The following is a 26,603-nucleotide window of genomic DNA, read 5'->3' as shown; positions in this document are numbered from 1 at the left end:
TTAATCATAACTTAATCAAAAGTTGACGTTTTTCATTTATATTTGTTCAAGATTTTTTAACCAAATGAAAGAATTTAAACCTTTATTGTTATTCCTTGCACGTTTTTTAGGAACTTACATTATTTTAAGTTTAGCTTATAAATTGTATTTGGATCAATATTTACCGCACAATACCCCTGATCCATTTACAAAATTAACATCTGATGTAACAGCTTTTGGTTTGAACAAATGTGGTTTTTTTACTTTTTCTAATATTGCAGAAAATCAGCCTTGGATGCGTTTGGTAATGGACGGACAAGTGGCGTCTATTGTAAATGAAGGTTGTAATGCGATTTCTATTCTGATAATTTTCGTAGCGTTTATCGTTGCTTTTTACACGAATTTCAAACAAACTTTTTTGTTTATTTTATCTGGTTTAGCAATTCTTTTTGTGATGAATATTTCGAGAATTATGTTGTTAAATTATATTTTTAGATACCACGCAGAATATGGTAAAATGGCACACGATTATCTGTTTCCTGCAATTATTTATGGTTCAATCGTGATTCTTTGGATTGTTTGGATCAAATTTTTTGTAACAAAATACAATAAGCAAAATGCTAAATAAATATTTACGTTACGCAATTGCAGTTTTACTTGTTTTTGGATTAATATTAGTCCGAAAATTTGAAGATGTTTTATTTTATGATCCTTTCCTAAAATACTTTCATTTTGTTGGTCATTCAAAATTCCCTGAAATTGATTTACCAAAATTGAACGCAAGTCTGATGGTTCGCTATCTAATCAATACATTATTAACGGTATTAATTGTTTGGTTTATTTTCTGGAAAAAAAGTTACGTTAAATTCTCTATCATTATTATGATTATTGGATTAATCGTTCTTTTACCAATCTATAATTATTTGATTTCAACACATTTTTCATCAGGCGAAATGGTTTTCTTTTATGTGAGAAGATTTCTCATTCAGCCCATGTTTTTATTAATTTTAGTTCCTTGTTTTTATTACCAAGAAATACAACATAAAAAAACGGTCGAAAATTAATTTTCGACCGTTTTTTATTTTTTATTTTGACTTTGAAAAATATCTTCCAAAAATTTTATTTTTTCTTCTTCAGACATCGGTTTTTCTCCATTATCATTTAAAGTAATCCCTGTTAATTTATTATTACGAACCGAAAATAATAAATATGAATTTAAATCTATATTTCCTTTTACTTTCTCCTTAAATATTCTCCAAATTATATAATTAGAGTTTCTCTTTAATTCTGATACTAATACTTTTTCTCCGGTTTTCCAATAATCAGTCTCCCATTTATAATATTTCTCTAAAAGTTCACTTTCAGACAAACCTGTTTCATAAAATTCATATTTTTCTGGTTTCGCTACGACAATCATTAAGCTAACATCGGTTTTCTTATTAACAAAATGATATTGACTTGAACTTTTAAGTTGTCCTTTATGTTCCCATTTTCCAGGGAATTCAAAATATTCTTCATTAATGATATAATGAGAAACTTTTTGAGCATTAACAAAATTTGAAAAAAATAATATTACAAAAAGAAATGTAATTTTTAAAAAACTATTTGCTTTCATAATTACAATCCCGATTCTTCTTTTTCTTGTTGCGCATCTAACTTTGCTTGCTCTTTTGCAGCTGCTTCTTGTGCTTTTTGTTCTGCAACTTTACGTTTTTCTTCGTTTGCAATTTCTGCATTCGCTTTGTTCACTGCTTTGTATTTGTACAACCAACCTAAGAATCCACCAAGTATAAATCCAACTCCAGCACCTCCTGTTATTCCGACTAAAAATTCTTTGTCCGCAAATAATCTTGAGATATCTAAATTTGTAAAATAGTACATTGCAACGCTAATCGCAATCAACAAAAATCCAATAAAAGTAGAATAGGTCATCGTTATATGTTTTTAAAATAAATCTTGTAACATTCTTTGGCGAACAGCTTCGTACAAAATCGCTCCAGCCGCAACCGAAACATTCAGTGAAGCAGTTTGTCCAGCCATAGGCAATTTAATAATTTTATCCGAAATTTTAATAATAGAATCCGAAACTCCATCTTCCTCACTTCCCATCACAATAGCTGCAGGAACAGAGAAATCTGCATCATAAATAAATTCTGCTGATTTTTCAGAAGCACTAAAAATTGAGATTCCAGCCGATTGTAAATATTTAATAACATTCACTAAATTTCCTTCTTTACAAACCGGAATATTGTACAACGCTCCTGTCGAAGTTTTGATCGCATCTGCATTTACAGAAGCCGAACCTTTTGCTGGAATAATAATTGCATCAACACCAACACATTCTGCTGTACGAGCGATTGCACCAAAATTACGAACATCAGAAACACGATCTAAAATCAAGATAAAAGGTGTTTTTCCTTGTTCCCAAATTTGAGGTAATACATTTTCGATTGAATCAAATTCGATTGGCGAAATAAATGCATAGACTCCTTGGTGATTTTTTCCTGTAAAACGATTTAGTTTTTCTACAGGTACATAACTTACAGGAATTTCATATTCAGTGATTAATTTTCTCAATTCAGAAAAAATTTCACCTTGTAAACCTTTTTGAATAAAAATTTTGTCGATTGTTTTCCCTGCTTCAATCGCTTCTATTACTGGTCTTAAACCAAAAATTCCCGCTTCGTTTTTCATAAGTGCAAAGATAAAAAATTATACGTAACTATTTACCTATCCTTCTCTTCAATTGTTGTAAATAATTTGGAAAGCTCATATACAACATGCAACCAATAACAATTAGCGAAATCATTGAGATTAAATTTAGTTTGATATGAACAATTTTTGACACAAAAACAACCACCAAAACAACATTAAATAAAGTTTGGAAATAAAAATGTTGCGCAATTTTTCGTCCAAAATCTGATTTGCTATACGAAGCAAAAAACATAAAAAGCACTAAAATTGTAAAAATTAAACTAATTTTCATTCTAAAAAAAATCACTAAATTTGAAAGGTTAAATATACTCAAAATGCAACAATATCACGATTTATGTAAAAAGGTTTTAGCAGAAGGCGCTTTTAAAGAAGACAGAACGGGAACAGGAACTAAAAGTATTTTTGGTTACCAAATGCGTTTCGATTTGTCGAAAGGTTTCCCTTTGGTGACGACTAAAAAATTACATTTAAAATCGATTATCTACGAATTGTTGTGGTTTTTGAAAGGTGATACGAATATCAAATATTTAACAGATAATGGTGTAAGAATATGGAACGAATGGGCTGACGAAAATGGTGATTTAGGTCCTATTTATGGTCATCAATGGCGTTCATGGGGGAAACCAAATGGAGAAGTTGTTGACCAAATTAAAGTTGCGATTGATCAAATAAAAAATAATCCTGATTCACGTAGAATTATAGTTTCTGCTTGGAATGTTGGAGAATTAGATCAAATGGCTTTAGCTCCATGTCATGCATTTTTTCAGTTTTATGTGAATGATGGAAAATTATCGTTGCAATTGTATCAACGTAGTGCAGATATTTTCTTAGGTGTTCCATTCAATATTGCGTCATATGCGTTATTACAAATGATGGTTGCACAAGTTTGTGATTTAGAAGTCGGCGATTTTGTGCATACTTTTGGAGATGCACATATTTACAAAAATCATTTTGAACAAGTTGAACTACAATTAACACGCGAAGCTTTTCCTCTTCCAACAATGAAAATCAATCCGAATGTAAAGGATATTTTTGATTTTACATACGAAGATTTCGAATTAGAAAATTATCAAGCTCATCCTCACATCAAAGGAATTGTAGCAGTTTAATCATAAAAAAACACTTAAAGTCTCCAAATTGGAGGCTTTTTTTGTAACTTTTCGAGAAAATTATCAACCAATAGAAATAAATTTTTACGATGAAAAAACGAATCCTTTGGCTTTCATCAGCCTTTATTATATCAAGTCTTACTTATGCGCAAGTAATGACGCCACCGCCGAGTTATAACGAAAACCAAACGAACAAATTAGATATTTATCGTGCAGAAGCAGAACGAATTAATAATCTTGTTCATACCAAATTGGATCTTAAATTTGATTATGCAAAAGAGCACGTTTTAGGTGAAGCTTGGGTAACATTGAAACCACATTTCTATGCTACAAACAAAGTTACATTAGACGCAAAAGCAATGTTGATTAGCGAAGTCGCTTTGGTAAATGGTGCTACAAAAAAAAAATTAAATTATAAATACGATGATTTACAATTAGTCATCGATTTGGATAAAGAATACAAAAAAGATCAAGAATATACACTTTACATCAAGTATACAGCGCGTCCAAACGAAGTAAAACAAGAAGGAAGTGCGGCCATAAACGATGCAAAAGGTGTTTATTTTATCAATGCAAAAGGTGAACGACCAAATTATCCAACTCAAATTTGGACACAAGGCGAAACTGAATCTTCTTCTTGTTGGTTCCCGACAATTGATAAAACGAATCAAAAAACTTCACAAGAAATCACGTTAACATATCCTGATAAATATGTTTCATTATCAAATGGAACAATGAAATCTTCGAAGAAAAATTCGGACGGAACAAAAACTGATTATTGGAAATTTGATAAAAAACATGCGCCATATTTATTCTTTTTCGGGATTGGAGATTACGCAGTCATCAATGATAAATGGAAAAATATCAATGTTGATTATTACGTAGAACCAGAATATAAAGATGTTGCAAAGCAAATTTTTGGTAATACACCAGAAATGATTCAGTTCTTTTCTGATAGATTAAACTATCCTTATCCTTGGGATAAATATGCACAAATGACGGCTCGCGAATATGTTTCTGGAGCTATGGAAAATACAACAGCTTCTTTATTTCATGATGGTGTTCAGCAAAAAGCTGGTCAATTAGTCGATGAAAACACTGCTGAATATGTTATTGCGCACGAATTATTTCACCATTGGTTTGGAGATTTAGTTACGGCTGAAAGTTGGGGAAATTTAACAGTGAATGAATCGTTTGCTAATTATTCTGAATATTTATGGTTTGAATATAAATACGGAAAAGAGAAAGCGGATGAGCATCGTTACAACGAAATGTTTGGTTATAAACAAGGCGATGGACCAACGAAAAATTTGGTTCGAGTTCATTACAATTCTCGCGAAGACATGTTTGATGGTGTTTCGTACAACAAAGGTGGAATTATCTTACATATGTTGAGAAACTTCTTAGGAGATGATGCTTTCTTCAAAGGTTTGAACAAATATTTGAAAGATAATGAATACGGAAAAGCTGAATCTACTCAATTACGATTGGCTTTGGAAGAAGTTTCTGGTCGTGACTTAAATTGGTTTTTCAATCAATGGTATTACGAAAATGGTCATCCAAAATTAACAGTTGTTTCAGATTATTCTTCAGCAAATAAAAAAATAAAAGTTGTTGTTCGTCAAGATGCTTCAAAATTATTTGAATTTCCTTTTGCGATTGATATTGTCGAAAATGGAAAAACAACGCGTCAACAAGTTTGGGTTCCAAAACAAGCCGAAACTGTTTTCGAATTTGCAGCAAACCAAAAACCTGATGTCGTTATTCCAAATGCGGATCAAGTTTTATTAGCAGATATCGACGATAAAAAACCTGTTGAAGATTTTATTGCGCAATACAAAGCTGGAAAAGGAAATTACACGACACGTTTATTAGCGATTGAAGCAATGGCAAATGCGCAAGCAACTAATCCAAAAGCGGCTGATGCCTTGGTTAATGCTTTAGATGATTCATTTGATGGATTAAGAATTTATGCGATTCATAAATTGGACACAAAATCAAAAACGATTGTTGATAAAGCTTCATCAAAATTAAAACAATTGGCTTCTAATGATCCTAAAACATTGGTTCAAGCGGCTGCTTTAAGTGCTTTGAATGATGCCAATATTTATGATGTAGCAATTTTCGAGAAAGCTTCAAAAAGCCCTTCATTTAGTGTTCAAGGAGCCTCGTTAACTGGAATCTTAAAAAATAATCCTTCAAAAATTAATGATTTAACAACTAATCTTGATAATGAAGTGATTAAAGGTTCACCAGATTTAGCAATGGCATTAGTTCCGACTTGGATCAAAAATAATCAATTGGATAAAGCTGCTTTAATTTCGGAATCTGCTGCGATGTATGAATTCGTAAAATTCCAAGATCCAGAAAAAGGAAAAATTGCTGAACAAGCTTTCAATTGGATTATGAACAATGACACACCAGATGCAACGGCTGAAATTGCTAAAACATATTCGCGTTATTATCCATATTTGAAAGAACAAAATCCACAAGCAGGACAAGCTGTGAAAATGATGGCTGAAAAAGCATTGCAAGTAAAAACGAATGCTGCAAAAACAATTAAATCAGCAACTATTGCAAAACAAGTGGAGCAATTACAAGATGCTATAAATAAAATGAAATAATTCACTAAAATTATTATATTTGTTAAGCTATCCTTGCAAGAGGATAGCTTTTTTTACCTTATAACTTATGATAAACATTGTAGTAGCAAAAGCAAGCAACAACGTAATTGGTGCAAAAAATGATTTGATTTGGCATTTACCAAATGATCTGAAACATTTCAAAAGTATAACTTCTGGGCATCCTATTATTATGGGACGAAAAACGTTCGAATCATTGGGTAGACCTTTACCAAATCGTACCAATATTGTTGTGACAAGAGATCAGAATTGGAATACAGAAGGTATCGAAATTGCGTCTTCTTTACCAAAAGCAATAGAAGTTGCGAAAAAAATTGACGATGATATTTACATTATCGGTGGTGGAAATATTTACAAACAAGCGATGGAATTTACTGATATTTTGTACATCACAGAAGTTCATCACGAATTTGATGGAGACACTTATTTCCCAGAAATAGACTTGGACGAATGGGAAGAAGTAGAACGAGAAGATTTCAAAAAAGATGAAAAACATCCATATGCTTACTCGTTTGTGACGTATAAAAGAATAGATTAGAAACTTTCGTGCATAAAAAAAGCAAGAATTTTGATTCTTGCTTTTATATTTTTTACACCTTAATGTTTTACATCTTGTACTTCGTCTGGATTGTGTTTGTATTTGAACACAATTGCGAACAATACCGTAACAACTAATGCGTAGCCTGCGAAAATAAACCAAGAATGTCTCCATCCTTCTAGCTGCAATGTCAAATCAGTTTGACTATACACTAAATGATTCACGATGTATTGTGCAATTAACATTCCGATTGTTGCTCCAAAACCATTGGTCATCATCATAAAAACTCCTTGTGCAGAAGAACGAATTTCTTCGTTTGTTTCTTTGTCTACATACAACGAACCTGATACATTGAAAAAATCGAAAGCGATTCCGTAAACAATCATTGATAAGATAAACATCCAAACGCCAGATCCTGGATCTCCTAATCCAAATAATCCGAAACGTAAGACCCAACCTACCATTGCCATCAACATCACGATTTTGATTCCGAATCGTTTTAGCACGAAAGGAATTAATAAAATACACAATGTTTCAGAAACTTGAGACAACGAAATTAAAGCATTTGCATTACTTGCTCCCCACGTATTGGCATAATCTGGAATATCCTTAAACGTTGTGATAAATGGATTTGCATATCCATTTGTAATTTGCAAAGAAACGCCTAAAAGCATTGAAAAGATAAAGAAAATTGCCATTTTTCTATCTTTAAATAATGCAAAAGCTTTTAAACCAAATGCATCAGAAATAGATTGTTTTTCAGAACTTTTGTTAACTGGGCAATTAGGTAATAAGAAACTGTATAAAAACAATATAACTCCTAAAAATCCAGATACAAAGAACTGATAATAATTGGATTGAAAACTTACGAATGTTGGATCACTTGAAAAGTTAAATCCAAAAACACCATCTTTAAATCCAGAGAAATTAACAAATAACATCGCTACAATAAAACCAACTGTTCCAAACGTTCTGATTGGAGGAAAGGATTTGATTGTGTCTAAATTATTTTGTTTTAAAATTGTGTAGGCTGTTGAGTTAGAAAGGGCGATTGTTGGCATAAAGAACGCCACACTAACCGAATAAAGTGCGAAGATTGTTGTAAAATCTACATCGTTTCCAGCTGTCATTCCGTAATAACCTGCTGCAAACATAAAAATCGCAGCTAATAAATGATTCAATCCCAACAAACGTTGTACAGGAATCCATCTATCCGCTACAATACCCATTATTGCGGGCATAAAAATCGACACAATACCTTGCATCGCGTAAAAAAGACCAATTTTTGGACCTAAGCCAACTGATCCTAAGTAATTTCCCATAGAGGTTAGGTATGCTCCCCATACCGCAAACTCAAGGAAACTCATGATTGTAAGTCTAAGCTTTACAGACATAATTATTTGAAATAGTTATTAGTTTCCCATGTTATCGATTTGATCACGAAGGCGAGCTGCCAATTCATAATCTTCATTCTTCACAGCTTTTTCCATCTCAGTTTCAAGTTCAGATTTTGTCCAACCTTCATATTCGTTGATATCAGACAAATCATTTTCCAAACCAGCCAAGATATCCAAATCATCTTCGAAGTTATTTGCTGCGCGACGTATATTTTCTTCTTCTTCAATAACGTCCAAATGAATTCCAGCTTTTTCTACAACATTATCATAGGCATAGATAGGTGCATTGAAACGAACAGCCAATGCAATTGCATCAGAAGTTCTCGAATCAATCTCGGCACGTTGTCCATCATCATTCACAAAAACAATATTCGAATAAAAAACACCATCTTCTAATTTATAAATATAAATAGAATCAACATTCAATTGAAATTCTTTTCCTAATGAAATAAACAAATCGTGTGTTAATGGACGAGGTGGATTAATATCTTTCTCTAAAGCTAATGCGATTGATTGTGCCTCAAAGCTCCCAATAATAATTGGCAACTTTCTTCCTCCTACATTTTCCTCTAGAATCAACGCATATGCGCCAGTCTGAGTTTGACTGTAAGATATTCCTTTAATATTTAATCTAATTAAATTGTCCATTTGGGCGTAAATCTATGAAAAACTGATGAATATTTAATCTTTTTTTAATGAATAAAAAAAATCCGAACCACCTAAATGATTCGGATTGAATTTATAATCTTAAAATGATTAAGCTTGACCTTTATATTTTTTTAACTCTTCAGTTAATTTAGGAACAATCTCAAAAGCATCTCCTACGATTCCGTAATCAGCCGCTTTAAAGAAAGGCGCTTCTGGATCATTGTTGATGACAACAATTGTTTTAGATCCATTAACTCCAGCTAAGTGCTGAATAGCTCCTGAAATACCAACTGCGATATATAAATTTGGCGCAATTGCTTTTCCTGTTTGTCCTACGTGCTCAGCATGCGGTCTCCAACCAATATCAGCAACTGGTTTAGATGATGCTGTAGCAGCTCCTAAAACTTTTGCTAAATCTTCGATCATTCCCCAGTTTTCAGGACCTTTCATTCCACGACCTGCAGAAACAACAATATCCGCTTCTTTCAAATCGATTTTATCAGAAGAAGCCATTTCTGTTGAAACAACTTTTACTTTTGCATCTGCATCAGAAACTGATACTGAAGCTGATTCTTCTGAACCTGAAACTGCATTTTCTTTTGCTCCGAATGCGTTTTGTAGAACTGTAACTACAACTTTTCCTGAAACTGCAACAGTTTCTACTCCTTTTCCAGAGAATGCTTTACGTGCAACTGTGAATGGAGAAACTGCTGTTGGAGATTTTTCTACATTTGTTACTAAAGATGCTCCTGTTTTGTATGCTAAAACTGGTGCTATAGTCGCTCCTTCGTTTGTTGATGGTAAAACCACAACATCTCCTTGAGCAACTTCAGCCAAAGCTTTTGCGTAAGAATTTGCATCAAATTTTGCTAAAGCTGCATTATCAACTTTAACTACTTTAGATGCTCCATATTTATATAATTCGTCAGCAGTAGCATTTCCAAAAACGATTGCTGTAACAGTATCTCCAGCAACATCAGCTGTAGCTTTTGCGTAAGAAACTGCTTCTAATCCTGCTTTTTTATATTTTCCGTCGTGTGACTCTGCGTATACAAAAATTGCCATTTTTTAATTTCTTTTTAGGTGAATAATTAGATTACTTTAGCTTCTTCGTGTAATAATCTTACCAATTCTGCTACATTGTCTTTGTCGATTAATGTTACATTACCTCTTTCAGCAGGTTTTACATAACCAACAACTTCAACTTTAGTTTCTGTCGCTTCTGGTGCAACAACTGCGATTTGTTTTGTACGCGCTTGCATAATTCCACGCATATTAGGAATTCTTAATGCAGCCTCGTCAACCAATCCTTTTTGTCCTGCGATAACAGCTGGTAAAGTAACTTCTACAGTTTCTTTTCCTCCGTCAATTTCACGAACAGCTTTTGCAGAAGAACCTTCTACATCAAGACCGATACATCCGTTTACAAAACCATAATCTAACATTGCAGCAACTAATCCTGGTACAGAACCTCCATTATAATCAATTGATTCTTTTCCTGTCAATACTAAATCAAAACCACCATCTTTAGCAGCTTTTGCGATTTGTGTAGCAACAAAGAAATCATCGCGAGCATCAGCATCAATACGAATTCCATCATTCGCACCAATCGCTAAAGCTTTACGCATAACTGGATCTACAGTTGCATCTCCAACAGTTAAAATTGTAACAGTAGCTCCTTGTTTTTCTTGTAACTCTACTGCTTTATTTAAACTAAATTCGTCGTGCGGGTTAATAACGAACTGAACACCATTTTTATCAAATGATTTTCCGTCAGCTGTGAAGTTGATTTTTGCTGTAGTATCTGGTACACTACTAATACAAACTAATATCTTCATAATTTTGTGTTTACTTTTTCTTTTATGTAAAAATAACTAATTTATTTTATTATGCAAGCATAACATTGTTAATTCTTTACTAAGTCGTTACTTTTCGCTTTCAATTGTTTTTTATAAACTGAATTTGAAACCAATACACTTAGTTCGTACAATAACCAAAGAGGAATTGTAACTAAAATCATACTGTACACATCGTTTGGTGTAATTGCAGCTGCAATCACTAATACAACAATAAATGCGTGTTTACGGTATTCTTTCAAAAATTTTGGTGTTAAGATTCCAATACTCGTTAAGAAGTAAACGAAAACAGGCATCAAAAACATAACTCCCATCGATAATAATAATTGAACAAATAAATCGATATAACTTGGCAACGTCCATGTATTTCCTACACCAAAAGGATCGTAAGTGAATAAAAATTGTGTACACAATGGTAGCAACATATAGTAACTAAATAAGACTCCTGTTACAAAGAAAAACGAAACAGCGAAAATGGTAAATCCTGCATATTTTCGTTCAGCTTCTTTTAATGCTGGTTTTACAAATCGCCAAATTTCAAAAATAATATAAGGAATTGCGATAATTACACCACACACAATTACTGCAAAAAATTGTGAAGTGATCTGTCCTGATGGATTAAGATTGGTCAATTCTTTCGAAATATCAAATGATTCGGTATAAATTTTTCCGAAACCTGTTAATTCACCAAATTGATTAAAAATATCAAACGTTGGAAAAGTTGATTTTAATGGAGCCATAATCACATGTTCCACCAATTCGTCCCAATAAATAGCGACTGCAATAGATGTAATCACAATTGATAAAATAGAACGAACCAAATGTCCTCTCAACTCACCAATATGAGCCAAAAATGACATACTCGATTTTGTATTATCTGCCATACGCTTATTCGATTCCTTCGTTTAAAATTGAGTGAATATCCAAAATTCCATAATAATGATTTTCTTCATCAACCACCACCAATTGTCCAATACTGTTGTGACGAAGAATCGCTAAAGCTTCTCTTGCTTTTTCAGCTTTTTTGATTGTTTTCGGATTCATTGAAGCAATATCTTTCGCAGTTAAATGTGCAAAAGTTTCATTATTTAATAACATTCGGCGCAAATCTCCATCTGTTATCACACCAACAATTTTATCATTATCAATCACAACTGTAATTCCATGACGACCTGATGTTAATGAATTAATGACTTCTGTAATCGAAGAATCTGGATGCACAGAAGGTTTTCTTTCTGGATCAACAATATTTTCTACTGTCCACAATAATCGTTTTCCTAAAGCTCCACCTGGATGATATTTTGCAAAATCGTTTTGTGTAAACGCTCTCAATTTCATCAAAGCTACCGCCAATGCATCACCCATTACCAATTGAGCCGTTGTAGAAGTTGTTGGTGCCAAATTTACGGGACAAGCTTCTTTATCAATATTAACATCCAAAACAATGTCTGAATTTTTTGCTAATTCTGATTTCAAATTTGATGTTAAACCAATCAAAACTGATGCATATTGTTTAAGAATCGGAGCCAAATATGTAATCTCTGGCGTATTTCCACTTTTCGAAATACAAATCACCACATCTTCTGGTCGTACAAGACCCAAATCGCCATGAATAGCTTCCGTCGCATGTAAAAATTGACTTGGAGTTCCGGTAGAATTTAAGGTTGCTACAATTTTATTTGCAATGTGTGCACTCTTTCCTACTCCAACAACTACCAACTTTCCTTTCGTGTTATATATCGCATTTACCGCATCAACAAAAGACTCGCTAATACGAGAAGCTATTGCTTCCAGCGCTTGAATTTCTTCTCGAAATACCCCTTGCGCTATTTGTATTAATTCTGAATTTTCCACAATAAAATTTCTATTGTCTATTTTTAAAATTTTTCGTACTTTTACTCTCCTTTTTTATTTACACTCAATTATATATAAATCATATAAAATTTATGTGTATATTTAAGAGTTATCAAATATAGGAACTATTTAATTTATAATATTAATTTTAGTCTTTTGTGTAGATGGAAGCCACTTCGAAAAACTTAACATCTTACCTAAAAAAATATTTTGGTTTCGACCAATTTAAAGGACAGCAGCACGAAATCATTACAAGCTTACTAAATAAAGAAGATGTATTTGTTTTGATGCCAACTGGAGGAGGTAAGTCTTTATGTTATCAATTACCGGCATTAATGTCAGATGGAGTCGCGATTATTGTGTCCCCTTTAATCGCGCTGATGAAGAATCAAGTAGACGCTATACGTGGAATTTCTGAAAATGATGGAATTGCCCACGTATTAAACTCATCTTTAAACAAGTCAGAAACGAAAACAGTTATGACAGATATTAAAGATGGAGTAACTAAAATGTTGTACGTTGCACCCGAATCTTTGACAAAAGAAGAATACATCGATTTCTTTAAATCGGTAAAAATTTCTTTTTTTGCTATTGATGAAGCGCACTGTATTTCTGAATGGGGACACGATTTTCGACCAGAATATCGTAATCTAAAAGCGATTATCAACAAAATTGGTGATGCGCCAATTATTGCTTTAACAGCAACAGCAACACCAAAAGTACAAGAAGATATTCAGAAAACTTTGGGAATGCAAAGCGCCAAAGTTTTTAAAGATTCTTTTAATCGTACGAATTTATTTTACGAAATCCGCCCAAAGGTTGATCAAGACAAACAAATCATCAAATTTATCAAACAAAACGATGGTAAATCTGGTGTCATTTATTGCTTGAGTCGTAAAAAAGTTGAAGAAATTACGCAACTTTTACAAGTAAACGGAATCAATGCCATTCCTTACCATGCAGGTTTAGACGCCAAAACACGTAGCAAACATCAAGATATGTTTTTGATGGAAGATGCAAGTGTCGTTGTCGCTACAATTGCTTTCGGAATGGGAATTGACAAGCCAGATGTACGTTTTGTGATGCATTACGATATGCCAAAATCGTTAGAAAGTTATTACCAAGAAACTGGTCGTGCAGGTCGCGATGGTGGTGAAGGTGTTTGTATTGCTTTCTATGATTATAAAGATATCGAAAAGTTAGAAAAATTCTTAGCAAGTAAACCTGTTGCAGAACGCGAAGTTGGAATGCAATTACTTTCTGAGGTTGTGGCGTATGCCGAAACTTCAATGTCACGTCGTAAATTCTTGTTACATTATTTTGGAGAAGAATTTGACGACAAAAACGGCGAAGGTGCAAATATGGACGACAATATGCGCAATCCAAAGAAAATGGTTGAAGCAAAAGATGATGCCGTTATTGCATTGAAGGTTGTTCAGAAAACAAATCAAAAATTAAAATTAAATGATCTTGTAAATGTTATCGTTGGTAAAGAAACTTCGATTACAAAATCATATAATTTGAGCTCCGAAGATTTCTTTGGAATTGGAAAAGCGAAAGAAGATTATTATTGGAAATCTATTTTACGCCAATTAATTGTTCGTAATTTATTAGAGAAAGAAATCGAATCGTATGGTGTTTTAAAAATTAACAAAGCAGGAAAAGATTTCATTAGTAAACCAACTTCTTTTGAAATTGCCGAAGATATTGATTTCAAAAAATTGTTATCAGAAGGTAGCTTTGATAAAGAAGAAACGTCTTCTGCTCCTATTGCTTTTGATGATGTTTTATTGAAACAATTGAAAGATTTACGTAAAAAAATCTCTAAAAAACATCAGATTCCACCTTTTGCAGTTTTCCAAGATTCAAGTTTAGATGATATGACAATGCAATATCCAACAACTGTTAAGGAGTTAACAAATGTGTTTGGAGTTGGAGAAGGAAAAGCTCAGAAATTTGGGAAAGAATTTGTAGATTTTATTGCGCAATATGTAAAAGATAATGATATCATTCGCCCTGAAGATATGGTGATTAAACAAGTTGCGGACAAATCGAGTCACAAAGTTTACATCATTCAATCGACAGATAGAAAGTTAAATCTTGAAGATGTTGCGGAAGCAAAAAATATGACGATGAGCGATTTGCTTTCTGAAATGGAAAGTATCGTTTATCAAGGAACAAAATTAAATATCAATTATTACATTGACGAAGTTTTGGACGAAGACCAACAAGAGGAAATTTATGAATTCTTGATGGACGCAGATTCTGACTCAATGTCATCATTGTTAGATGAATTTGGTGACGATTATGATGAAGAAGAATTACGTTTAATGCGTATCAAATTCATCAGTGAAGTCGCAAATTAAACCATACAAAAAATAAACTTTCAGCCCAAGGAATGCTTATCTTTGGGCTTAATTATTACAAGAAAAATGAACAATAAAGCAATATTAATGATTTTGGACGGATGGGGAATTGGACCAAACCCTGCTGTTTCTGCAATCGCGCAAGCAAATACACCTTTTATAGATAGCTGTTTCGAGAAATTTCCACATTCTACGTTGGATACGTTTGGTTTAGCCGTTGGTTTACCAGAAGGACAAATGGGTAATTCGGAAGTTGGACATATGAACTTGGGTGCTGGACGCGTAGTTTTCCAAAACTTAGTTCGAATCAATATGGCGGCTGAAAACGGAACGTTACAAAACGAACCTATCTTAAAAGATGCTTTTCAATATGCTTTAGAGAATAACAAAAAAGTACATTTCATCGGTTTAGTTTCTGATGGTGGTGTACACTCACATATCAATCATTTGAAAGGTTTGTTAGATGCAGCAAATCAATCAGGTTTACAACAAAATGTTTTTGTACATGCTTTCACAGATGGTCGTGATACCGATCCAAAATCTGGCGAAGGATTTATCACAGAATTGATGAACCACATGACAAAATCAACAGGAGAAATCGCTTCGATTACTGGTCGTTATTATGCAATGGATCGTGATAAACGTTGGGAACGCGTGAAATTAGCATACGATGCAATGGTAAATGCAGTTGGTGAAACAACAACAAATCCATTAGAAGCAATTCGTGCATCTTATAATGAAGGCGTGACAGATGAATTCATCAAACCGATTATTGTAACGGATGAAAATGATCAGCCAAAAGCTAAAATCGAGAATGATGATGTAGTGATTTGTTTCAATTTTAGAACTGATCGTGGACGTGAAATCACAGAAGTTTTAACGCAACATGATTTTCCAGAATTTGGAATGCATAAATTAAATCTAAAATATATCACTCTCACAGAATATGATGCTACATATACTGGAGTTGCGGTAATTTTTGACGAGAAAAATATTGTAAATACGTTAGGAGAAGTTATTGCGAATGTTGGTCGTAAGCAAATTCGTATTGCTGAAACTGAAAAATATCCACACGTAACTTTCTTTTTCAATGGTGGTCGCGAAGAACCTTTCGTTGGTGAATCTCGTATTTTATGTGCTTCGCCAAGAGATGTTGCGACTTACGATTTGAAACCAGAAATGGCAGCATATGATATTACAAATGCAATTGTACCAGAAATCGAAAAAGAATCAGCGGATTTCATTTGTCTTAACTTCGCTAATACAGATATGGTTGGACATACAGGTGTTATGTCTGCGGCAATAAAAGCTGCTGAAGTAGTAGATTCTTGTGCGGAAAAAATTATAAATGCAGCTTTAGAACATGGTTACAATGTGGTGATTTTGGCTGATCACGGAAATTCAGATTTTATGATGAACGAAGACGGATCTCCTAATACGCAACACACAACGAACCCTGTTCCATTTATTTTGGCTCAGAAAGATATCGAATGGAATGTTGAGCATGGTAAACTTGGAGATATTGCGCCAACTATCTTAACTTTGATGGGAATTGAAATTCCAACCGAAATGACTGGAAATATTATTGTTCAGAAAAAATAACCTAAATAACTTTAAAATACTTACAAACATGATTAATAAAATTATTGCTGTTGACTTTGATGGAACTGTGGTAGATGATAAATATCCAGAAATTGGAAAAGCTAAAATCTTTGCTTTCGAAACATTGAAACAATTACAAAACGACGGATATCGCCTTACTTTATGGACTTATCGTAGTGGTAAATATTTAGACGAAGCAGTTGAGTTTTGCAAACAAAACGGTATTGAGTTTTATGCCATCAACAATAGTTTTGACGGAGAGGATTTTGACAAAAATACGCAAAGTCGAAAAATAAATGCCGATATCTTTATCGACGACAGAAATTTAGGAGGTTTCCCAGGTTGGAGTGACGTTTATCAAATCATTACAAAAAAGATTGAATTGAGCGTTCACGCAAACGGACAAAAAGCTCCTGAGAAGAAAAAGAAAAGAGGATTTTTCGGATTATGATACATTTAAAAAGTAAAGAAGAATTAGAACTAATGTACCTAAGCGCTCAATTGGTTTCAAAAACCTTGGGTATGTTAGCCAAAGAAGTAGTACCTGGTGTTACAACCAATCATTTAGATAAATTAGGAGGCGAATTTATTCGCGACAATGGTGGATATCCTGCATTTTTAGGAATGTACGATTTTCCTAAAAACCTTTGTATCTCTCCAAATCAACAAGTTGTTCATGGAATTCCAAACGACGAACCGCTTAACGAAGGAGATATTGTTTCGGTAGATTGTGGTGTTTATATGAATGATTTTTACGGAGATCACGCTTATACATTCGCAGTTGGTGAAGTAGATGCTGAAACCGAAAAATTATTACGCATTACGAAAGAATCGATGTTCAAAGGAATTGAACAAATGAAAAAAGGTAATCGCGTTGGTGATATTGGTTTTGCAATTCAACAATACTGTGAAAAAGAAGGTTACGGAATCGTTCGTGAATTAGTTGGACACGGATTAGGTCGTAAAATGCACGAAGAACCACAAGTTCCGAATTATGGACGTCGTGGATCTGGTAAAAAAATTGAAGAAGGAATGGTGTTAGCCATCGAACCAATGGTAAATATGGGGACTGAAAAGGTTTTCTTTCATCCAGATGGTTGGACGGTTACAACGCGCGACGATAAATATTCGGCTCACTTCGAACATGATGTTTGTGTGATAGATGGCGAACCAAAATTATTGTCAACTTATCAGTTTATTTACGATGCGTTAGGTATCAAATCTGATGAAGAAAAACCATTTTTATTCAAACCCTAAAAAACTTTTGTGAAAAAGCTTTTAAAAAAAATCATGAATATTCTACCTCGTCCATTGTTGATTCAAGGTAGTTATATCGTTCGTCCAGTTTTAGTTTGGTTTATGAAAGGAAATCGTTTCGTAGATCCAATTGATGGACAAGGTTATTATAGTTTGTTGCCTTATGGTTACGAAAAACAGCGTGATAATGTACTTTCACCCGGAACTTTTTCATTAGAAAGACATCGCTTGATGTGGTTGTACCTAAAAAATGAAACGTCTTTCTTTACTGAAAAAGCTAAAGTTTTGCACATTGCTCCAGAGCAATCTTTTATCAAGCGTTTTCGTGCGATGAAGAATTTAGAATACATCACAAGTGATATAGAATCGCCTTTGGCAGATGTAAAAGCAGATATCTGCGATTTACCTTTTGGTGATGATACATTTGATATCATTTTTTGTAATCACGTTTTGGAACATATTCCTGACGATCACAAAGCGATGAGCGAATTATTTCGTGTCATGAAACCAGGAGGTTGGGGAATTCTGCAAGTTCCAATTTCGTATCAACGTGATGTAACGTACGAAGATCCAACGGTTACAACAAAAGAAGAACGTAAAGAAAAATTTGGACAATATGATCACGTTCGTGTTTATGGTTTAGATTATTACAAACGTTTGGAAGATGTAGGATTTATTGTAGAAAAAGCAGATTACACCAAACAAATTCCTTCGGAAGATGTACTAAAATATTGTTTAGAAAAAGGTGAAATTTTACCAGTTGTTCGCAAACCAGCGGTATAATTCATTTAAAAATAGTCAAAATAAAAGCGTTACTTTTTTGAGTAACGCTTTTATTTTGACTATTTTTCAACTCCTTCATTCGATGTTTACGATGCATTCATATCGTTTTGCATTTCTCTTAACGTCATTACTTTTCCTCTTGTAGGTAAATTAATTTTAAGATTTTCTTTCAAAATTTCAAGTTGATTAATCTTAAAAATCACTGTAAAATAAGGCGAAATAATTTCTGCTTGTAAAATCAACCCCGGTAAATTCGAAAAATAATAAGGTCCATCTTTATATCTTATTTCAGGCGAATACCAAGCCGTAAATTCATTTCCATCTCGATCTTGATCAATCGCTTTTACGACATTATAACCATTAATCACAGCTTTTTCTTTCGTTAATTTCCAATTAAAATTAGGTATATTTTCTTTAACCAAATACGTTTTTACATTAATATCAAACTGTTTATAATATTCATTTTTAGAAAAATCTTTATACAAAGGATTTTGTTCCGATTTCAAAATCTCTTGTACAACCATATCCGCTTCATGTTGTGCGTTATTCACTTTTGTATCTGCTCGAAAAACAGATAAATTTTTATTACTTTCTAATATAAAATCGACAAAAACTCCTCTATCTATAGCCATTTTGAAAGCTGGTTGCAAATTCTTTGAAAACATATCCTTCGATTGTTCATAATCAAAAATAAATTCGGCTTTGTAAGTTGCTCGTATGCTTTCTTTTTGCGTTTGTGCTGACAGATTAATTCCTAAAAACGAGGTAATTGCGACAATTATATTTTTATTTATTGGGTTTTTATTTTATTTAAAACTTTTTCTAATATCCATCTTTTCGTTCACCGATTTGTTGAACTCTGAAAAAGATTGCGTGTTATAATCATTTACGATTATACTAAAATTCATATCTAAATCTGTTTTTTCATCATCTTTTTCATAAGTAGTGTTCCAAATTGCAGACGTTTCTTTCAACACCCAATTCCCGTTATGAGGACGATATTTATAAACAACTTTTGCTTCTCTTAAAAATTCATTTTCTGAATATTTAGTTTCCGGAATAGTCGTTTCCCAATAAAACTCAACAACAGCAAATGTATCTTTATCAATTGTCAGAAATACATCTCTTGATTTTGTTTTTATTGTAACTTCATAAACAAAACTATCTCCATATTTTGTTAATGATAAATTAGATTCTTCATATTTCTTTTCCTTTAATAAGTATACAAATTGCTTAATATATTTTTCTTTCAAATAAATACTCTCCAAATAATAAATCAAACGAATATTTGAATTTGGTTCTCGTCCACTTTTTATTTCGTTGTTTACAATTCCTTTTGATTTAATTTTCAAATCTCCTCGTTTAAATTTAAACTGTAAATCTGCATCAATAAAATCCCGTTCATTATTATTAAATAACAAATCTTGTTGAAAATTAACTAAGAAATAATATTGTTCAATATTAAAGTTTTTATCATAATTATCATAAACTTTCTGTAGAACATCTTCGGCTTTCAAGTTTGTTACAAAAGCTTCTTTTAACTCGATTTCGGATACTCTTTCGAGTTTGATTATCATTTCAGATTTTAATTCCGATACGTTGATTATTGCATCTTGATAATCTTTTTTCGAAACGATTAACTCATCTGTTTGCGAAACATTGTTTAAATCAACCACAACTTTTCCTTTCATGTCTGATACAAAATTCTTAGTCGAATTTTTGAAATATACATCTGCATCATAAAGTGGTAAATTATCCGAAAGGTCTAATATTTTTAGATTTATAATTTGAGCATTTAAACAAATCGTAAACAATGTAAATAAGTAAAATAGTTTTTTCATATAATTTAAAATCAATAATGAATTAAAGATATATTTTAATCTCGTTAAGAATTTGTTAATCAGAATATTTTGTAGATATTTTAACAAAAAAAAACGCTACTAAAAAGTAACGCTTTGTAATTATTGTAAATAATATTTTTCTAATGAGCTTCTAACCAATTCGCTCCTACTCCGACTTCTGCAATCAACGGAACATCCATTTGCATTGCAGCTTCCATAGTCGATTTGATTAATTCAGAAACTTTTTCAAACTCATCTTTGGGTGCATCAAAAATTAACTCATCATGCACTTGTAAAATCATTTTGGTTTTATAATTTTTCTTCAATTCTTTCTGAATTTGAATCATTGCCATTTTCACGATATCCGCCGCAGTACCCTGTATTGGCGCATTTACAGCATTTCGCTCAGCATGCGAACGCACCACAGCATTTCTCGAATTGATATCTTTCAAATAACGGCGACGACCCATTAACGTTTCTACAAAACCTTGGTCACGAGCTACCTCAACTTGTTTTTCGATATACGCTTTCAACGTTGGATAAGTTTCATAATACGCATCAATCAATGCTTTGGCTTCTTTACGAGAAATATTTGCTTGATCTGCTAAACCAAAAGCCGAAACACCATAAATAATTCCGAAGTTTACCGTTTTCGCTTGACTACGTTGTTCACGCGTCACCTCATCTAAATCTACATTGAAAACTTTTGCGGCAGTAGAAGCGTGAATATCTTCTCCATGTTTGAAAGCTTCTACCATTGCAGGATCTTGTGACATTTGTGCAATCAAACGCAATTCAATTTGCGAATAATCGGCAGAAATAATCACATGATTTTCATCTCGCGCAACAAAGGCTTTACGAATTTTCTGACCTTCTTCTGAACGAATCGGAATGTTTTGTAAATTCGGATTTACAGAAGACAAACGTCCCGTTGCAGCAACCGTTTGCGCATACGTTGTATGCACACGACCCGTTTTTGGATTCACCAATTCTGGCAGCGCATCAATATAAGTTGATTTTAATTTTTGTAATTGACGATACTCTAAAATATCCTTAATAATTGGATGTTTATCTTTCAGTTTCGATAAGATCTCTTCTCCAGTTGCATATTGTCCAGTTTTGGTTTTCTTTGCTTTTGGATCTAATTTTAACTTATCGAACAAGATTTCTCCTAATTGTTTTGGCGAATTAAGATTAAACTCTTCTCCAGCATCTTGGTGAATTTTTGTTTCTAATTCTCTTAATTTCGCTTCGTGTTTTACCGAAAGTTCTTTCAAGAACGGAACATCCAAATTAACACCTTCCAATTCCATATCAGCCAAAACTTGCATCAATGGCATTTCAAGATCAGTGAATAATTTGTGTGTATTTGATTTGATTAATTCTGGTTCGAAAAGATTTTTCAACTGATTTGTAATATCAGAATCTTCTACTCCATATTCGGTTTGCTCCATCAACGGAACATCACGGAAATTCTTTTGATTCTTTCCTTTTTTTCCAATCAAACTTTCGATTGAAACTGGTTGATAACTCAAATATGTTTCTGACAACACTTCCATATTGTGACGCATATCTGGATTAATCAAATAATGTGCAATCATCGTATCAAAATTTTGACCTAAAACAACAATGTCATATTTGTTTAAAACTTTAATATCATATTTTAGATTTTGACCAATTTTCGAAATTGATTCATCTTCAAAAAATGGTTTAAATTCATTGATAATTGCTTTTGTTTCTTCAAAATCAGTAGAAAAAGGTATATAATATCCTTTTCCTTTTTCCCAAGAAAACGAAATTCCGACTAATTCTGCTTCCAATGCATCCAGTGAAGTCGTTTCTGTATCGAATGTCACTTCTTTTTGTTTCAGAATATTTCGCAACAAAATCTCACGACCTTTTTTTGTATCGATCAATTGATACAAATGATTGGTTGTTGAAATATCTGTAAAAGCTGAATTTTGTGGAACGATTTCTTCATCAGACGTAAAATCGAACAATGATTGTTGAGCCATTTGCACTTGATTCGAAGAAATCTGACTTGCCGCAGAAATTTCTTCTTGCGCTTCTTTGATAATTCCCGAAACATCCAAACCATAAATTCTGTAAACCGTTTCTAACATACGACGGAATTCTAACTCCGTGAAAAGTTCAGTAACTTTTTCTATATCTGGCGGGCAAACCGTTAAATCTTCTTCATCAAATTCTACAGGAACATCTGTAATAATCGTTGCTAATTTCTTCGAAAGAATTCCAAGCTCTTTATTCTCTTCAATCTTTTCTTTAGCTTTCCCTTTCAGCTTATCTGTATTCGCTAAAAGGTTTTCCAATGATCCAAATTCTTTCAAATATTTACTTGCCGTTTTTGCTCCAACACCTGGTAAACCTGGAATATTATCCACAGCATCACCCATCATTCCAAGGTAATCGATAACTTGAATTGGATCGTCGATTTCAAATTTTTCTTTTACTTCTTCAATTCCCCAAATCTCAACACCTTTTCCATTTGCAGCAGGACGATACATTTTAATTTTTTCCGTTACCAATTGCGCAAAATCCTTATCGGGTGTCACCATATAAGTTGTATAACCAGCTTTCTCTGCTTTCTGTGCTAATGTTCCGATCACATCATCTGCTTCGTAACCTTCGGCGAAAAGTACTGGAATTTTTAACGCTCGTAAAATATCTTGAATATACGGAACGCCTTGACGAATGGCTTCTGGCGTTTCATCACGATTTGCTTTATATTCAGGATAATCTACCGTACGAACTGTTGCTTGACCAACATCAAAAACAACCGCCAAATGCGTTGGTTGTTCACGTCGAATGACATCGAACAAGGAATTCGTAAATCCCATAATTGCCGATGTATTGAAACCTTTTGAGTTGATTCGTGGATTTTTGATAAATGCATAATACCCTCTAAAAATTAAGGCATAAGCATCTAACAAAAAAAGTCTTTTATCTAATTGATTCATTTAATAAGTTTTAAGTATTACGCCAAACGTTTTACGCTAAACGATAATAACAAAATTGTAACGTAGAACTTATAACGTACCACGTAAAACTAAAATTTAATATTCTGGTGCTAATTCAACAACTAATCCATCCATTTCATTCGAAAGATGTAACTGACAACCTAAACGTGAATTATCTTTCACATTAAATGCCTCTGCTAACATTGCATCTTCATCAGGCGTCATTTCTGGTAATTGAATTTCTGGTGTTAAGACATAACATTGACAAGAAGCACACATCGCCATTCCACCACAAATACCAATGGTTCCTTCTGGTGCTAATTCGTAGGCGCGCACAAGCTCCATGATATTCATATTCATATCAGTAGGCGCGTCAACTTCGTGCGAAACACCTTCTCTATCTATAATTGTAATTTTAATATCTGCCATAATACTTTTTCAAGTTAAACAAAAATACGGATTGTTTACTTTCAAAAAAAGAATATACCTCATTGGTTCATATTTAATACTAATTTTAAATAAGAACTGTTACGAATTACGAATTTTGTCGACTAATTAGTAAAATTAAAAAAATGAATTCACACGAAATAGATTATAAAATTTACGGTGAAGAAATGCAATTTGTCGAAATTGAATTAGATCCACAAGAAACTGTTGTAGCAGAAGCAGGTAGTTTTATGATGATGGATGATGGTGTAAAAATGGAAACAATTTTTGGCGATGGTTCTCAACAAAGTGGTGGAATTTTCGGAAAATTATTAAATGCCGGAAAACGAATGTTAACAGGTGAAGGTTTGTTTATGACTTCGTACACAAATTACGGACAAGGAAAAAAGAAAGCGTCTTTTGCTGCACCATATCCAGGAAAAATTGTTCCGATAGATTTACCAGAAGTGAACGGAAAATTTATTTGCCAGAAAGATGCTTTTCTTTGTGCTGCAAAAGGAGTTTCGGTTGGAATTGAATTTAATCGAAAATTAGGAACTGGACTTTTTGGAGGAGAAGGTTTCATTATGCAAAAATTAGAAGGCGACGGAATGGCTTTCATTCATGCTGGTGGAACATTACATCGTCGTGTTTTACAAGCTGGCGAAGTTCTGAAAGTTGATACAGGTTGCATTGTTGGTTTCGAACAATCTGTTCATTACGATATCGAATTTATAGGCGGAATTAAAAATACATTTTTCGGAGGAGAAGGTGTTTTCTTTGCTACATTAAGAGGTCCTGGTGTTGTATATATACAATCTTTACCTTTTAGCCGATTGGCTGATCGTATTATTGCACATGCACCTTCTGCAGGCGGTTCTTCACAAGGTGAAGGTTCTATTTTAGGAGGTTTAGGAAGATTAATTGATGGTGATTAAAATTTAATTTTATAAAGAAGGGTTTCAAATTGAAACTCTTTTTTTTGAGCTGTACGTAAAACCGTAATTTATTTCAATTGATTTTTCTTATTTTTAATAAAAATTTTATCATTTGAAAAAACTTCTATTAACCGTTATTTTTTGTTCAGGATTTACGTTTGGACAAAATATTTTATCTTTTAGTAATGATCAATATAGCGGGATTAACGGTAGTGTTTTTTCTCCGACAACTTCATATTTTAACCCGAATAAATGGGATATTAATATTATTTCTGAGGATATTTTATTCAGAAATGATTACGCTTACGTATCCGATCAAAACGTATTAGGTTTAATAAAAGGTGAAACAAAATCAGCAAATATAAAAGCTGGAATAAGAGGAGAAACGCATTCTAATATTTTAGATTTCGCAACTAGAAATACGATTTCTTATCATTTGGAAAATGATTTTCTGGGACCTTCCGTTTCTTTTAAAAAGAAAATTAATAATCAAACTTATCGTCTTGGAATTTTCACCCGACTTCGTACACAAGGTTCTATTAAAGATTTAGATAATTATTTTCGTTTTAGTAATCAGAATGAAATAGAACCAAAAAATTATGAGTTTGAACCTACAAAGACAAATGCAATGAATTGGGCTGAATTAGGCTTAAATGTTGCGACAAATTTGTATACAACTAATACTTCTGAAGTTATTATTGGGGCAAATATTAAATATCTTTTGGGTTTAGATGGCGCGTATATCAAAAGTAAAAACGCGATAAAATTAGAAGCTGAACCAACTATAACAAGTACAATCGACAATCCTGATGCAAATATTTATGCGTCAAATTATGATATAAAAGCAGGATATTCTACCAATTATGATTTTGATCGAGATAAATATGTTTTACGAAATAGAGGAAATGGAGTTGGAATAGATTTAGGAATTTCTTTTGTGAACAGAAGAGCGAATGATGAATTATATGATTTCAAATTTTCGGCAAATTTATTAGATGTTGGATTAGTAAAATTCAGAGGCGATAACCATCATTTCTACAATCCTTCGCAAAGAGTTCAAATTCGTAATAATCCAAAATTAGATGGAGTTGAATTTGAAAGTGTTGATCAATAATTAGGACTTTTGAGCAAAGAAGTTTATGGTGATGAAACAAAATCTAAAACGGGAAATAATTTTTCGATCGGTTTACCAACGAGTTTACATCTTAATCTGAGTAAAAAAATTATTGAAAATCATTACTTAAATTTCAATTGGATGCAACGAATTCCAGTTTTTGAAAATAGTTTGAAACGTATCAATGTACTACAAACTTCTTATACTATCCAAAAAAATGGATTTGGAATTGGACCTTCCCTTTCTATCTATGATTTTGAAAATATAACATTTGGTGGGTATGTAAGAATTGGCCCTCTAATTTTGGGCAGTGATAATGCAATTCCAATCGTTTTTAAACAGAAAAAATTAACTTCTGCGAACTTTTATTTTGGATTAAAATTTTATCCTTTTTGGGACAATGAAGCCAAAAGACGAAGTAGAGAACCTTGTGAATGTGAATAAAAAAAACCTTTTACGCAAAACGTAAAAGATTTAAAAAACACCGGTAGTGCATTTGTATTAGATTGTATATAAAAGTTGTACAACCTGCTAAAAAGCAGTAAATTGTAGTTACTACA

Annotated in this window: 27 protein-coding genes; 13 read left to right on the top strand and 14 right to left on the bottom strand. The window is 32.8% G+C overall.

Translation table 11 applies throughout. The features are described from left to right. Positions 1–64 precede the first annotated feature (64 nt). Together xrtF and HXZ69_RS07495 are read left to right on the top strand one after the other, a co-directional pair. On the top strand, positions 65–607 hold the full coding sequence (gene xrtF, locus HXZ69_RS07500) for an exosortase family protein XrtF (protein ID WP_286495528.1): 543 nt from the start codon (positions 65–67) through the stop codon (positions 605–607). After that, positions 597–1,043, top strand: a complete 447-nt coding sequence (locus tag HXZ69_RS07495) for an exosortase F system-associated membrane protein (protein ID WP_286495527.1) — start codon at positions 597–599, stop codon at positions 1,041–1,043. The genes xrtF and HXZ69_RS07495 overlap by 11 nt, the downstream gene beginning before the upstream one ends. Before the next feature lie 14 nt (positions 1,044–1,057). Here HXZ69_RS07495 and HXZ69_RS07490 read toward each other — a convergent pair whose 3' ends face one another. Genes HXZ69_RS07490 through HXZ69_RS07475 form a run of 4 tightly spaced genes read right to left on the bottom strand, consistent with a single transcriptional unit; the run spans position 1,058 to position 2,965 of the window. Continuing rightward, positions 1,058–1,594: a hypothetical protein gene (locus HXZ69_RS07490; protein WP_286495525.1), complete on the bottom strand. Its 537-nt coding sequence runs from the start codon at positions 1,592–1,594 to the stop codon at positions 1,058–1,060. Between the two features lie 2 nt (positions 1,595–1,596). Then, complete coding sequence (locus HXZ69_RS07485) at positions 1,597–1,911, bottom strand: hypothetical protein (RefSeq protein ID WP_219034412.1); 315 nt, start codon at positions 1,909–1,911, stop codon at positions 1,597–1,599. Positions 1,912–1,923: 12 nt separating this feature from the next. Then, a complete protein-coding gene (gene rlmB, locus HXZ69_RS07480; protein WP_219034413.1) occupies positions 1,924–2,673 on the bottom strand; it encodes a 23S rRNA (guanosine(2251)-2'-O)-methyltransferase RlmB in 750 nt (249 codons plus the stop codon). 28 nt (positions 2,674–2,701) lie between these two features. Continuing rightward, positions 2,702–2,965 (bottom strand): hypothetical protein, encoded by a 264-nt coding sequence (locus HXZ69_RS07475; protein ID WP_221854513.1) that lies wholly within the window; start codon positions 2,963–2,965, stop codon positions 2,702–2,704. Between the two features lie 43 nt (positions 2,966–3,008). Between HXZ69_RS07475 and HXZ69_RS07470 the strand changes: the two genes are divergently transcribed. From HXZ69_RS07470 to HXZ69_RS07460, 3 genes are all read left to right on the top strand, one after another. Further along, a complete protein-coding gene (locus tag HXZ69_RS07470; RefSeq protein ID WP_286495524.1) occupies positions 3,009–3,803 on the top strand; it encodes a thymidylate synthase in 795 nt (264 codons plus the stop codon). A gap of 89 nt (positions 3,804–3,892) precedes the next feature. Next, positions 3,893–6,427, top strand: a complete 2,535-nt coding sequence (locus HXZ69_RS07465; protein ID WP_286495522.1) for a M1 family metallopeptidase — start codon at positions 3,893–3,895, stop codon at positions 6,425–6,427. A 67-nt stretch (positions 6,428–6,494) separates the two neighbouring features. Continuing rightward, on the top strand, positions 6,495–6,983 hold the full coding sequence (locus tag HXZ69_RS07460; protein WP_115001867.1) for a dihydrofolate reductase: 489 nt from the start codon (positions 6,495–6,497) through the stop codon (positions 6,981–6,983). 59 nt (positions 6,984–7,042) lie between these two features. Here HXZ69_RS07460 and HXZ69_RS07455 read toward each other — a convergent pair whose 3' ends face one another. The 6 genes from HXZ69_RS07455 to HXZ69_RS07430 all read right to left on the bottom strand — a co-directional run bounded on the left by HXZ69_RS07455 (position 7,043) and on the right by HXZ69_RS07430 (position 12,738). Continuing rightward, positions 7,043–8,377 (bottom strand): MFS transporter, encoded by a 1,335-nt coding sequence (locus tag HXZ69_RS07455; protein ID WP_180905208.1) that lies wholly within the window; start codon positions 8,375–8,377, stop codon positions 7,043–7,045. An 18-nt stretch (positions 8,378–8,395) separates the two neighbouring features. Further along, the gene (locus HXZ69_RS07450; RefSeq protein ID WP_038332620.1) at positions 8,396–9,028 is read right to left on the bottom strand and encodes a bifunctional nuclease family protein; all 633 of its coding nucleotides are present in this window, start codon (positions 9,026–9,028) and stop codon (positions 8,396–8,398) included. Between the two features lie 108 nt (positions 9,029–9,136). Further along, positions 9,137–10,093 carry an electron transfer flavoprotein subunit alpha/FixB family protein gene (locus HXZ69_RS07445; RefSeq protein WP_115001872.1) on the bottom strand — a complete coding sequence of 319 codons (957 nt, stop codon included), beginning with the start codon at positions 10,091–10,093 and terminating at the stop codon, positions 9,137–9,139. Positions 10,094–10,119: 26 nt separating this feature from the next. After that, the gene (locus HXZ69_RS07440) at positions 10,120–10,866 is read right to left on the bottom strand and encodes an electron transfer flavoprotein subunit beta/FixA family protein (protein ID WP_115001874.1); all 747 of its coding nucleotides are present in this window, start codon (positions 10,864–10,866) and stop codon (positions 10,120–10,122) included. 68 nt (positions 10,867–10,934) lie between these two features. Continuing rightward, entirely contained in the window at positions 10,935–11,768 is an 834-nt protein-coding gene (tatC, locus tag HXZ69_RS07435) for a twin-arginine translocase subunit TatC (RefSeq protein ID WP_115001876.1), read from the bottom strand. A gap of 4 nt (positions 11,769–11,772) precedes the next feature. After that, positions 11,773–12,738 carry a KpsF/GutQ family sugar-phosphate isomerase gene (locus HXZ69_RS07430; RefSeq protein ID WP_125349795.1) on the bottom strand — a complete coding sequence of 322 codons (966 nt, stop codon included), beginning with the start codon at positions 12,736–12,738 and terminating at the stop codon, positions 11,773–11,775. Between the two features lie 164 nt (positions 12,739–12,902). Here HXZ69_RS07430 and recQ point away from each other — a divergent pair, with 164 nt between their 5' ends. From recQ to HXZ69_RS07405, 5 genes are all read left to right on the top strand, one after another. Beyond that, positions 12,903–15,104 (top strand): DNA helicase RecQ, encoded by a 2,202-nt coding sequence (gene recQ, locus HXZ69_RS07425; RefSeq protein WP_286495521.1) that lies wholly within the window; start codon positions 12,903–12,905, stop codon positions 15,102–15,104. A 66-nt stretch (positions 15,105–15,170) separates the two neighbouring features. Beyond that, positions 15,171–16,706 (top strand): 2,3-bisphosphoglycerate-independent phosphoglycerate mutase, encoded by a 1,536-nt coding sequence (gene gpmI, locus HXZ69_RS07420; protein ID WP_286495520.1) that lies wholly within the window; start codon positions 15,171–15,173, stop codon positions 16,704–16,706. A 28-nt stretch (positions 16,707–16,734) separates the two neighbouring features. Further along, complete coding sequence (locus HXZ69_RS07415) at positions 16,735–17,157, top strand: BT0820 family HAD-type phosphatase (protein WP_280045217.1); 423 nt, start codon at positions 16,735–16,737, stop codon at positions 17,155–17,157. Then, positions 17,154–17,963 carry a type I methionyl aminopeptidase gene (gene map, locus HXZ69_RS07410; protein WP_286495519.1) on the top strand — a complete coding sequence of 270 codons (810 nt, stop codon included), beginning with the start codon at positions 17,154–17,156 and terminating at the stop codon, positions 17,961–17,963. Before HXZ69_RS07415 ends, map begins: the two co-directional genes overlap by 4 nt. Before the next feature lie 33 nt (positions 17,964–17,996). After that, on the top strand, positions 17,997–18,746 hold the full coding sequence (locus HXZ69_RS07405) for a class I SAM-dependent methyltransferase (protein WP_286495518.1): 750 nt from the start codon (positions 17,997–17,999) through the stop codon (positions 18,744–18,746). Positions 18,747–18,832: 86 nt separating this feature from the next. On the opposite strand, the gene HXZ69_RS07400 is transcribed toward HXZ69_RS07405, so the two are convergent. From HXZ69_RS07400 to HXZ69_RS07385, 4 genes are all read right to left on the bottom strand, one after another. After that, positions 18,833–19,525 (bottom strand): GLPGLI family protein, encoded by a 693-nt coding sequence (locus tag HXZ69_RS07400; RefSeq protein WP_286495559.1) that lies wholly within the window; start codon positions 19,523–19,525, stop codon positions 18,833–18,835. Positions 19,526–19,552: 27 nt separating this feature from the next. Next, on the bottom strand, positions 19,553–20,587 hold the full coding sequence (locus HXZ69_RS07395; protein WP_219034878.1) for a hypothetical protein: 1,035 nt from the start codon (positions 20,585–20,587) through the stop codon (positions 19,553–19,555). A 140-nt stretch (positions 20,588–20,727) separates the two neighbouring features. Continuing rightward, positions 20,728–23,565 (bottom strand): DNA polymerase I, encoded by a 2,838-nt coding sequence (polA, locus tag HXZ69_RS07390; RefSeq protein ID WP_286495516.1) that lies wholly within the window; start codon positions 23,563–23,565, stop codon positions 20,728–20,730. 96 nt (positions 23,566–23,661) lie between these two features. Continuing rightward, entirely contained in the window at positions 23,662–23,994 is a 333-nt protein-coding gene (locus HXZ69_RS07385) for a 2Fe-2S iron-sulfur cluster-binding family protein (protein WP_286495515.1), read from the bottom strand. Between the two features lie 143 nt (positions 23,995–24,137). Here HXZ69_RS07385 and HXZ69_RS07380 point away from each other — a divergent pair, with 143 nt between their 5' ends. The 3 genes from HXZ69_RS07380 (at position 24,138) to HXZ69_RS07370 (ending at position 26,487) form a co-directional block, all read left to right on the top strand. Beyond that, a complete protein-coding gene (locus HXZ69_RS07380) occupies positions 24,138–24,929 on the top strand; it encodes a TIGR00266 family protein (protein ID WP_286495514.1) in 792 nt (263 codons plus the stop codon). Between the two features lie 112 nt (positions 24,930–25,041). Continuing rightward, positions 25,042–26,043 carry a DUF5723 family protein gene (locus HXZ69_RS07375; protein WP_286495513.1) on the top strand — a complete coding sequence of 334 codons (1,002 nt, stop codon included), beginning with the start codon at positions 25,042–25,044 and terminating at the stop codon, positions 26,041–26,043. 9 nt (positions 26,044–26,052) lie between these two features. Next, positions 26,053–26,487, top strand: a complete 435-nt coding sequence (locus tag HXZ69_RS07370) for a hypothetical protein (RefSeq protein WP_286495511.1) — start codon at positions 26,053–26,055, stop codon at positions 26,485–26,487. The last annotated feature ends 116 nt before the right edge of the window (positions 26,488–26,603 follow it).

The organism is Empedobacter sp. R132-2, from assembly GCF_030324375.1.
In the GTDB taxonomy this organism is placed as follows: domain Bacteria; phylum Bacteroidota; class Bacteroidia; order Flavobacteriales; family Weeksellaceae; genus Empedobacter; species Empedobacter falsenii_B.
The sequence above is the reverse complement of the archived record's forward strand: the minus strand, read 5'-3'. Positions and strand labels throughout refer to the sequence as shown.

What these genes read in the sequence shown, in the direction of transcription:
- HXZ69_RS07490 (WP_286495525.1), bottom strand. Translation starts at nt 1,594, where the DNA reads ATGAAAGCAAATAGTTTTTTAAAAATTACATTTCTTTTTGTAATATTA.
- HXZ69_RS07380 (WP_286495514.1), top strand. Translation starts at nt 24,138, where the DNA reads ATGAATTCACACGAAATAGATTATAAAATTTACGGTGAAGAAATGCAA.
- HXZ69_RS07405 (WP_286495518.1), top strand. Translation starts at nt 17,997, where the DNA reads ATGAATATTCTACCTCGTCCATTGTTGATTCAAGGTAGTTATATCGTT.
- HXZ69_RS07385 (WP_286495515.1), bottom strand. Translation starts at nt 23,994, where the DNA reads ATGGCAGATATTAAAATTACAATTATAGATAGAGAAGGTGTTTCGCAC.
- HXZ69_RS07475 (WP_221854513.1), bottom strand. Translation starts at nt 2,965, where the DNA reads ATGAAAATTAGTTTAATTTTTACAATTTTAGTGCTTTTTATGTTTTTT.
- xrtF (WP_286495528.1), top strand. Translation starts at nt 65, where the DNA reads ATGAAAGAATTTAAACCTTTATTGTTATTCCTTGCACGTTTTTTAGGA.
- HXZ69_RS07455 (WP_180905208.1), bottom strand. Translation starts at nt 8,377, where the DNA reads ATGTCTGTAAAGCTTAGACTTACAATCATGAGTTTCCTTGAGTTTGCG.
- HXZ69_RS07485 (WP_219034412.1), bottom strand. Translation starts at nt 1,911, where the DNA reads ATGACCTATTCTACTTTTATTGGATTTTTGTTGATTGCGATTAGCGTT.
- polA (WP_286495516.1), bottom strand. Translation starts at nt 23,565, where the DNA reads ATGAATCAATTAGATAAAAGACTTTTTTTGTTAGATGCTTATGCCTTA.
- HXZ69_RS07460 (WP_115001867.1), top strand. Translation starts at nt 6,495, where the DNA reads ATGATAAACATTGTAGTAGCAAAAGCAAGCAACAACGTAATTGGTGCA.
- recQ (WP_286495521.1), top strand. Translation starts at nt 12,903, where the DNA reads ATGGAAGCCACTTCGAAAAACTTAACATCTTACCTAAAAAAATATTTT.
- HXZ69_RS07450 (WP_038332620.1), bottom strand. Translation starts at nt 9,028, where the DNA reads ATGGACAATTTAATTAGATTAAATATTAAAGGAATATCTTACAGTCAA.
- map (WP_286495519.1), top strand. Translation starts at nt 17,154, where the DNA reads ATGATACATTTAAAAAGTAAAGAAGAATTAGAACTAATGTACCTAAGC.
- HXZ69_RS07440 (WP_115001874.1), bottom strand. Translation starts at nt 10,866, where the DNA reads ATGAAGATATTAGTTTGTATTAGTAGTGTACCAGATACTACAGCAAAA.
- HXZ69_RS07395 (WP_219034878.1), bottom strand. Translation starts at nt 20,587, where the DNA reads ATGAAAAAACTATTTTACTTATTTACATTGTTTACGATTTGTTTAAAT.
- HXZ69_RS07495 (WP_286495527.1), top strand. Translation starts at nt 597, where the DNA reads ATGCTAAATAAATATTTACGTTACGCAATTGCAGTTTTACTTGTTTTT.
- HXZ69_RS07470 (WP_286495524.1), top strand. Translation starts at nt 3,009, where the DNA reads ATGCAACAATATCACGATTTATGTAAAAAGGTTTTAGCAGAAGGCGCT.
- HXZ69_RS07445 (WP_115001872.1), bottom strand. Translation starts at nt 10,093, where the DNA reads ATGGCAATTTTTGTATACGCAGAGTCACACGACGGAAAATATAAAAAA.
- rlmB (WP_219034413.1), bottom strand. Translation starts at nt 2,673, where the DNA reads ATGAAAAACGAAGCGGGAATTTTTGGTTTAAGACCAGTAATAGAAGCG.
- gpmI (WP_286495520.1), top strand. Translation starts at nt 15,171, where the DNA reads ATGAACAATAAAGCAATATTAATGATTTTGGACGGATGGGGAATTGGA.
- tatC (WP_115001876.1), bottom strand. Translation starts at nt 11,768, where the DNA reads ATGGCAGATAATACAAAATCGAGTATGTCATTTTTGGCTCATATTGGT.
- HXZ69_RS07415 (WP_280045217.1), top strand. Translation starts at nt 16,735, where the DNA reads ATGATTAATAAAATTATTGCTGTTGACTTTGATGGAACTGTGGTAGAT.
- HXZ69_RS07465 (WP_286495522.1), top strand. Translation starts at nt 3,893, where the DNA reads ATGAAAAAACGAATCCTTTGGCTTTCATCAGCCTTTATTATATCAAGT.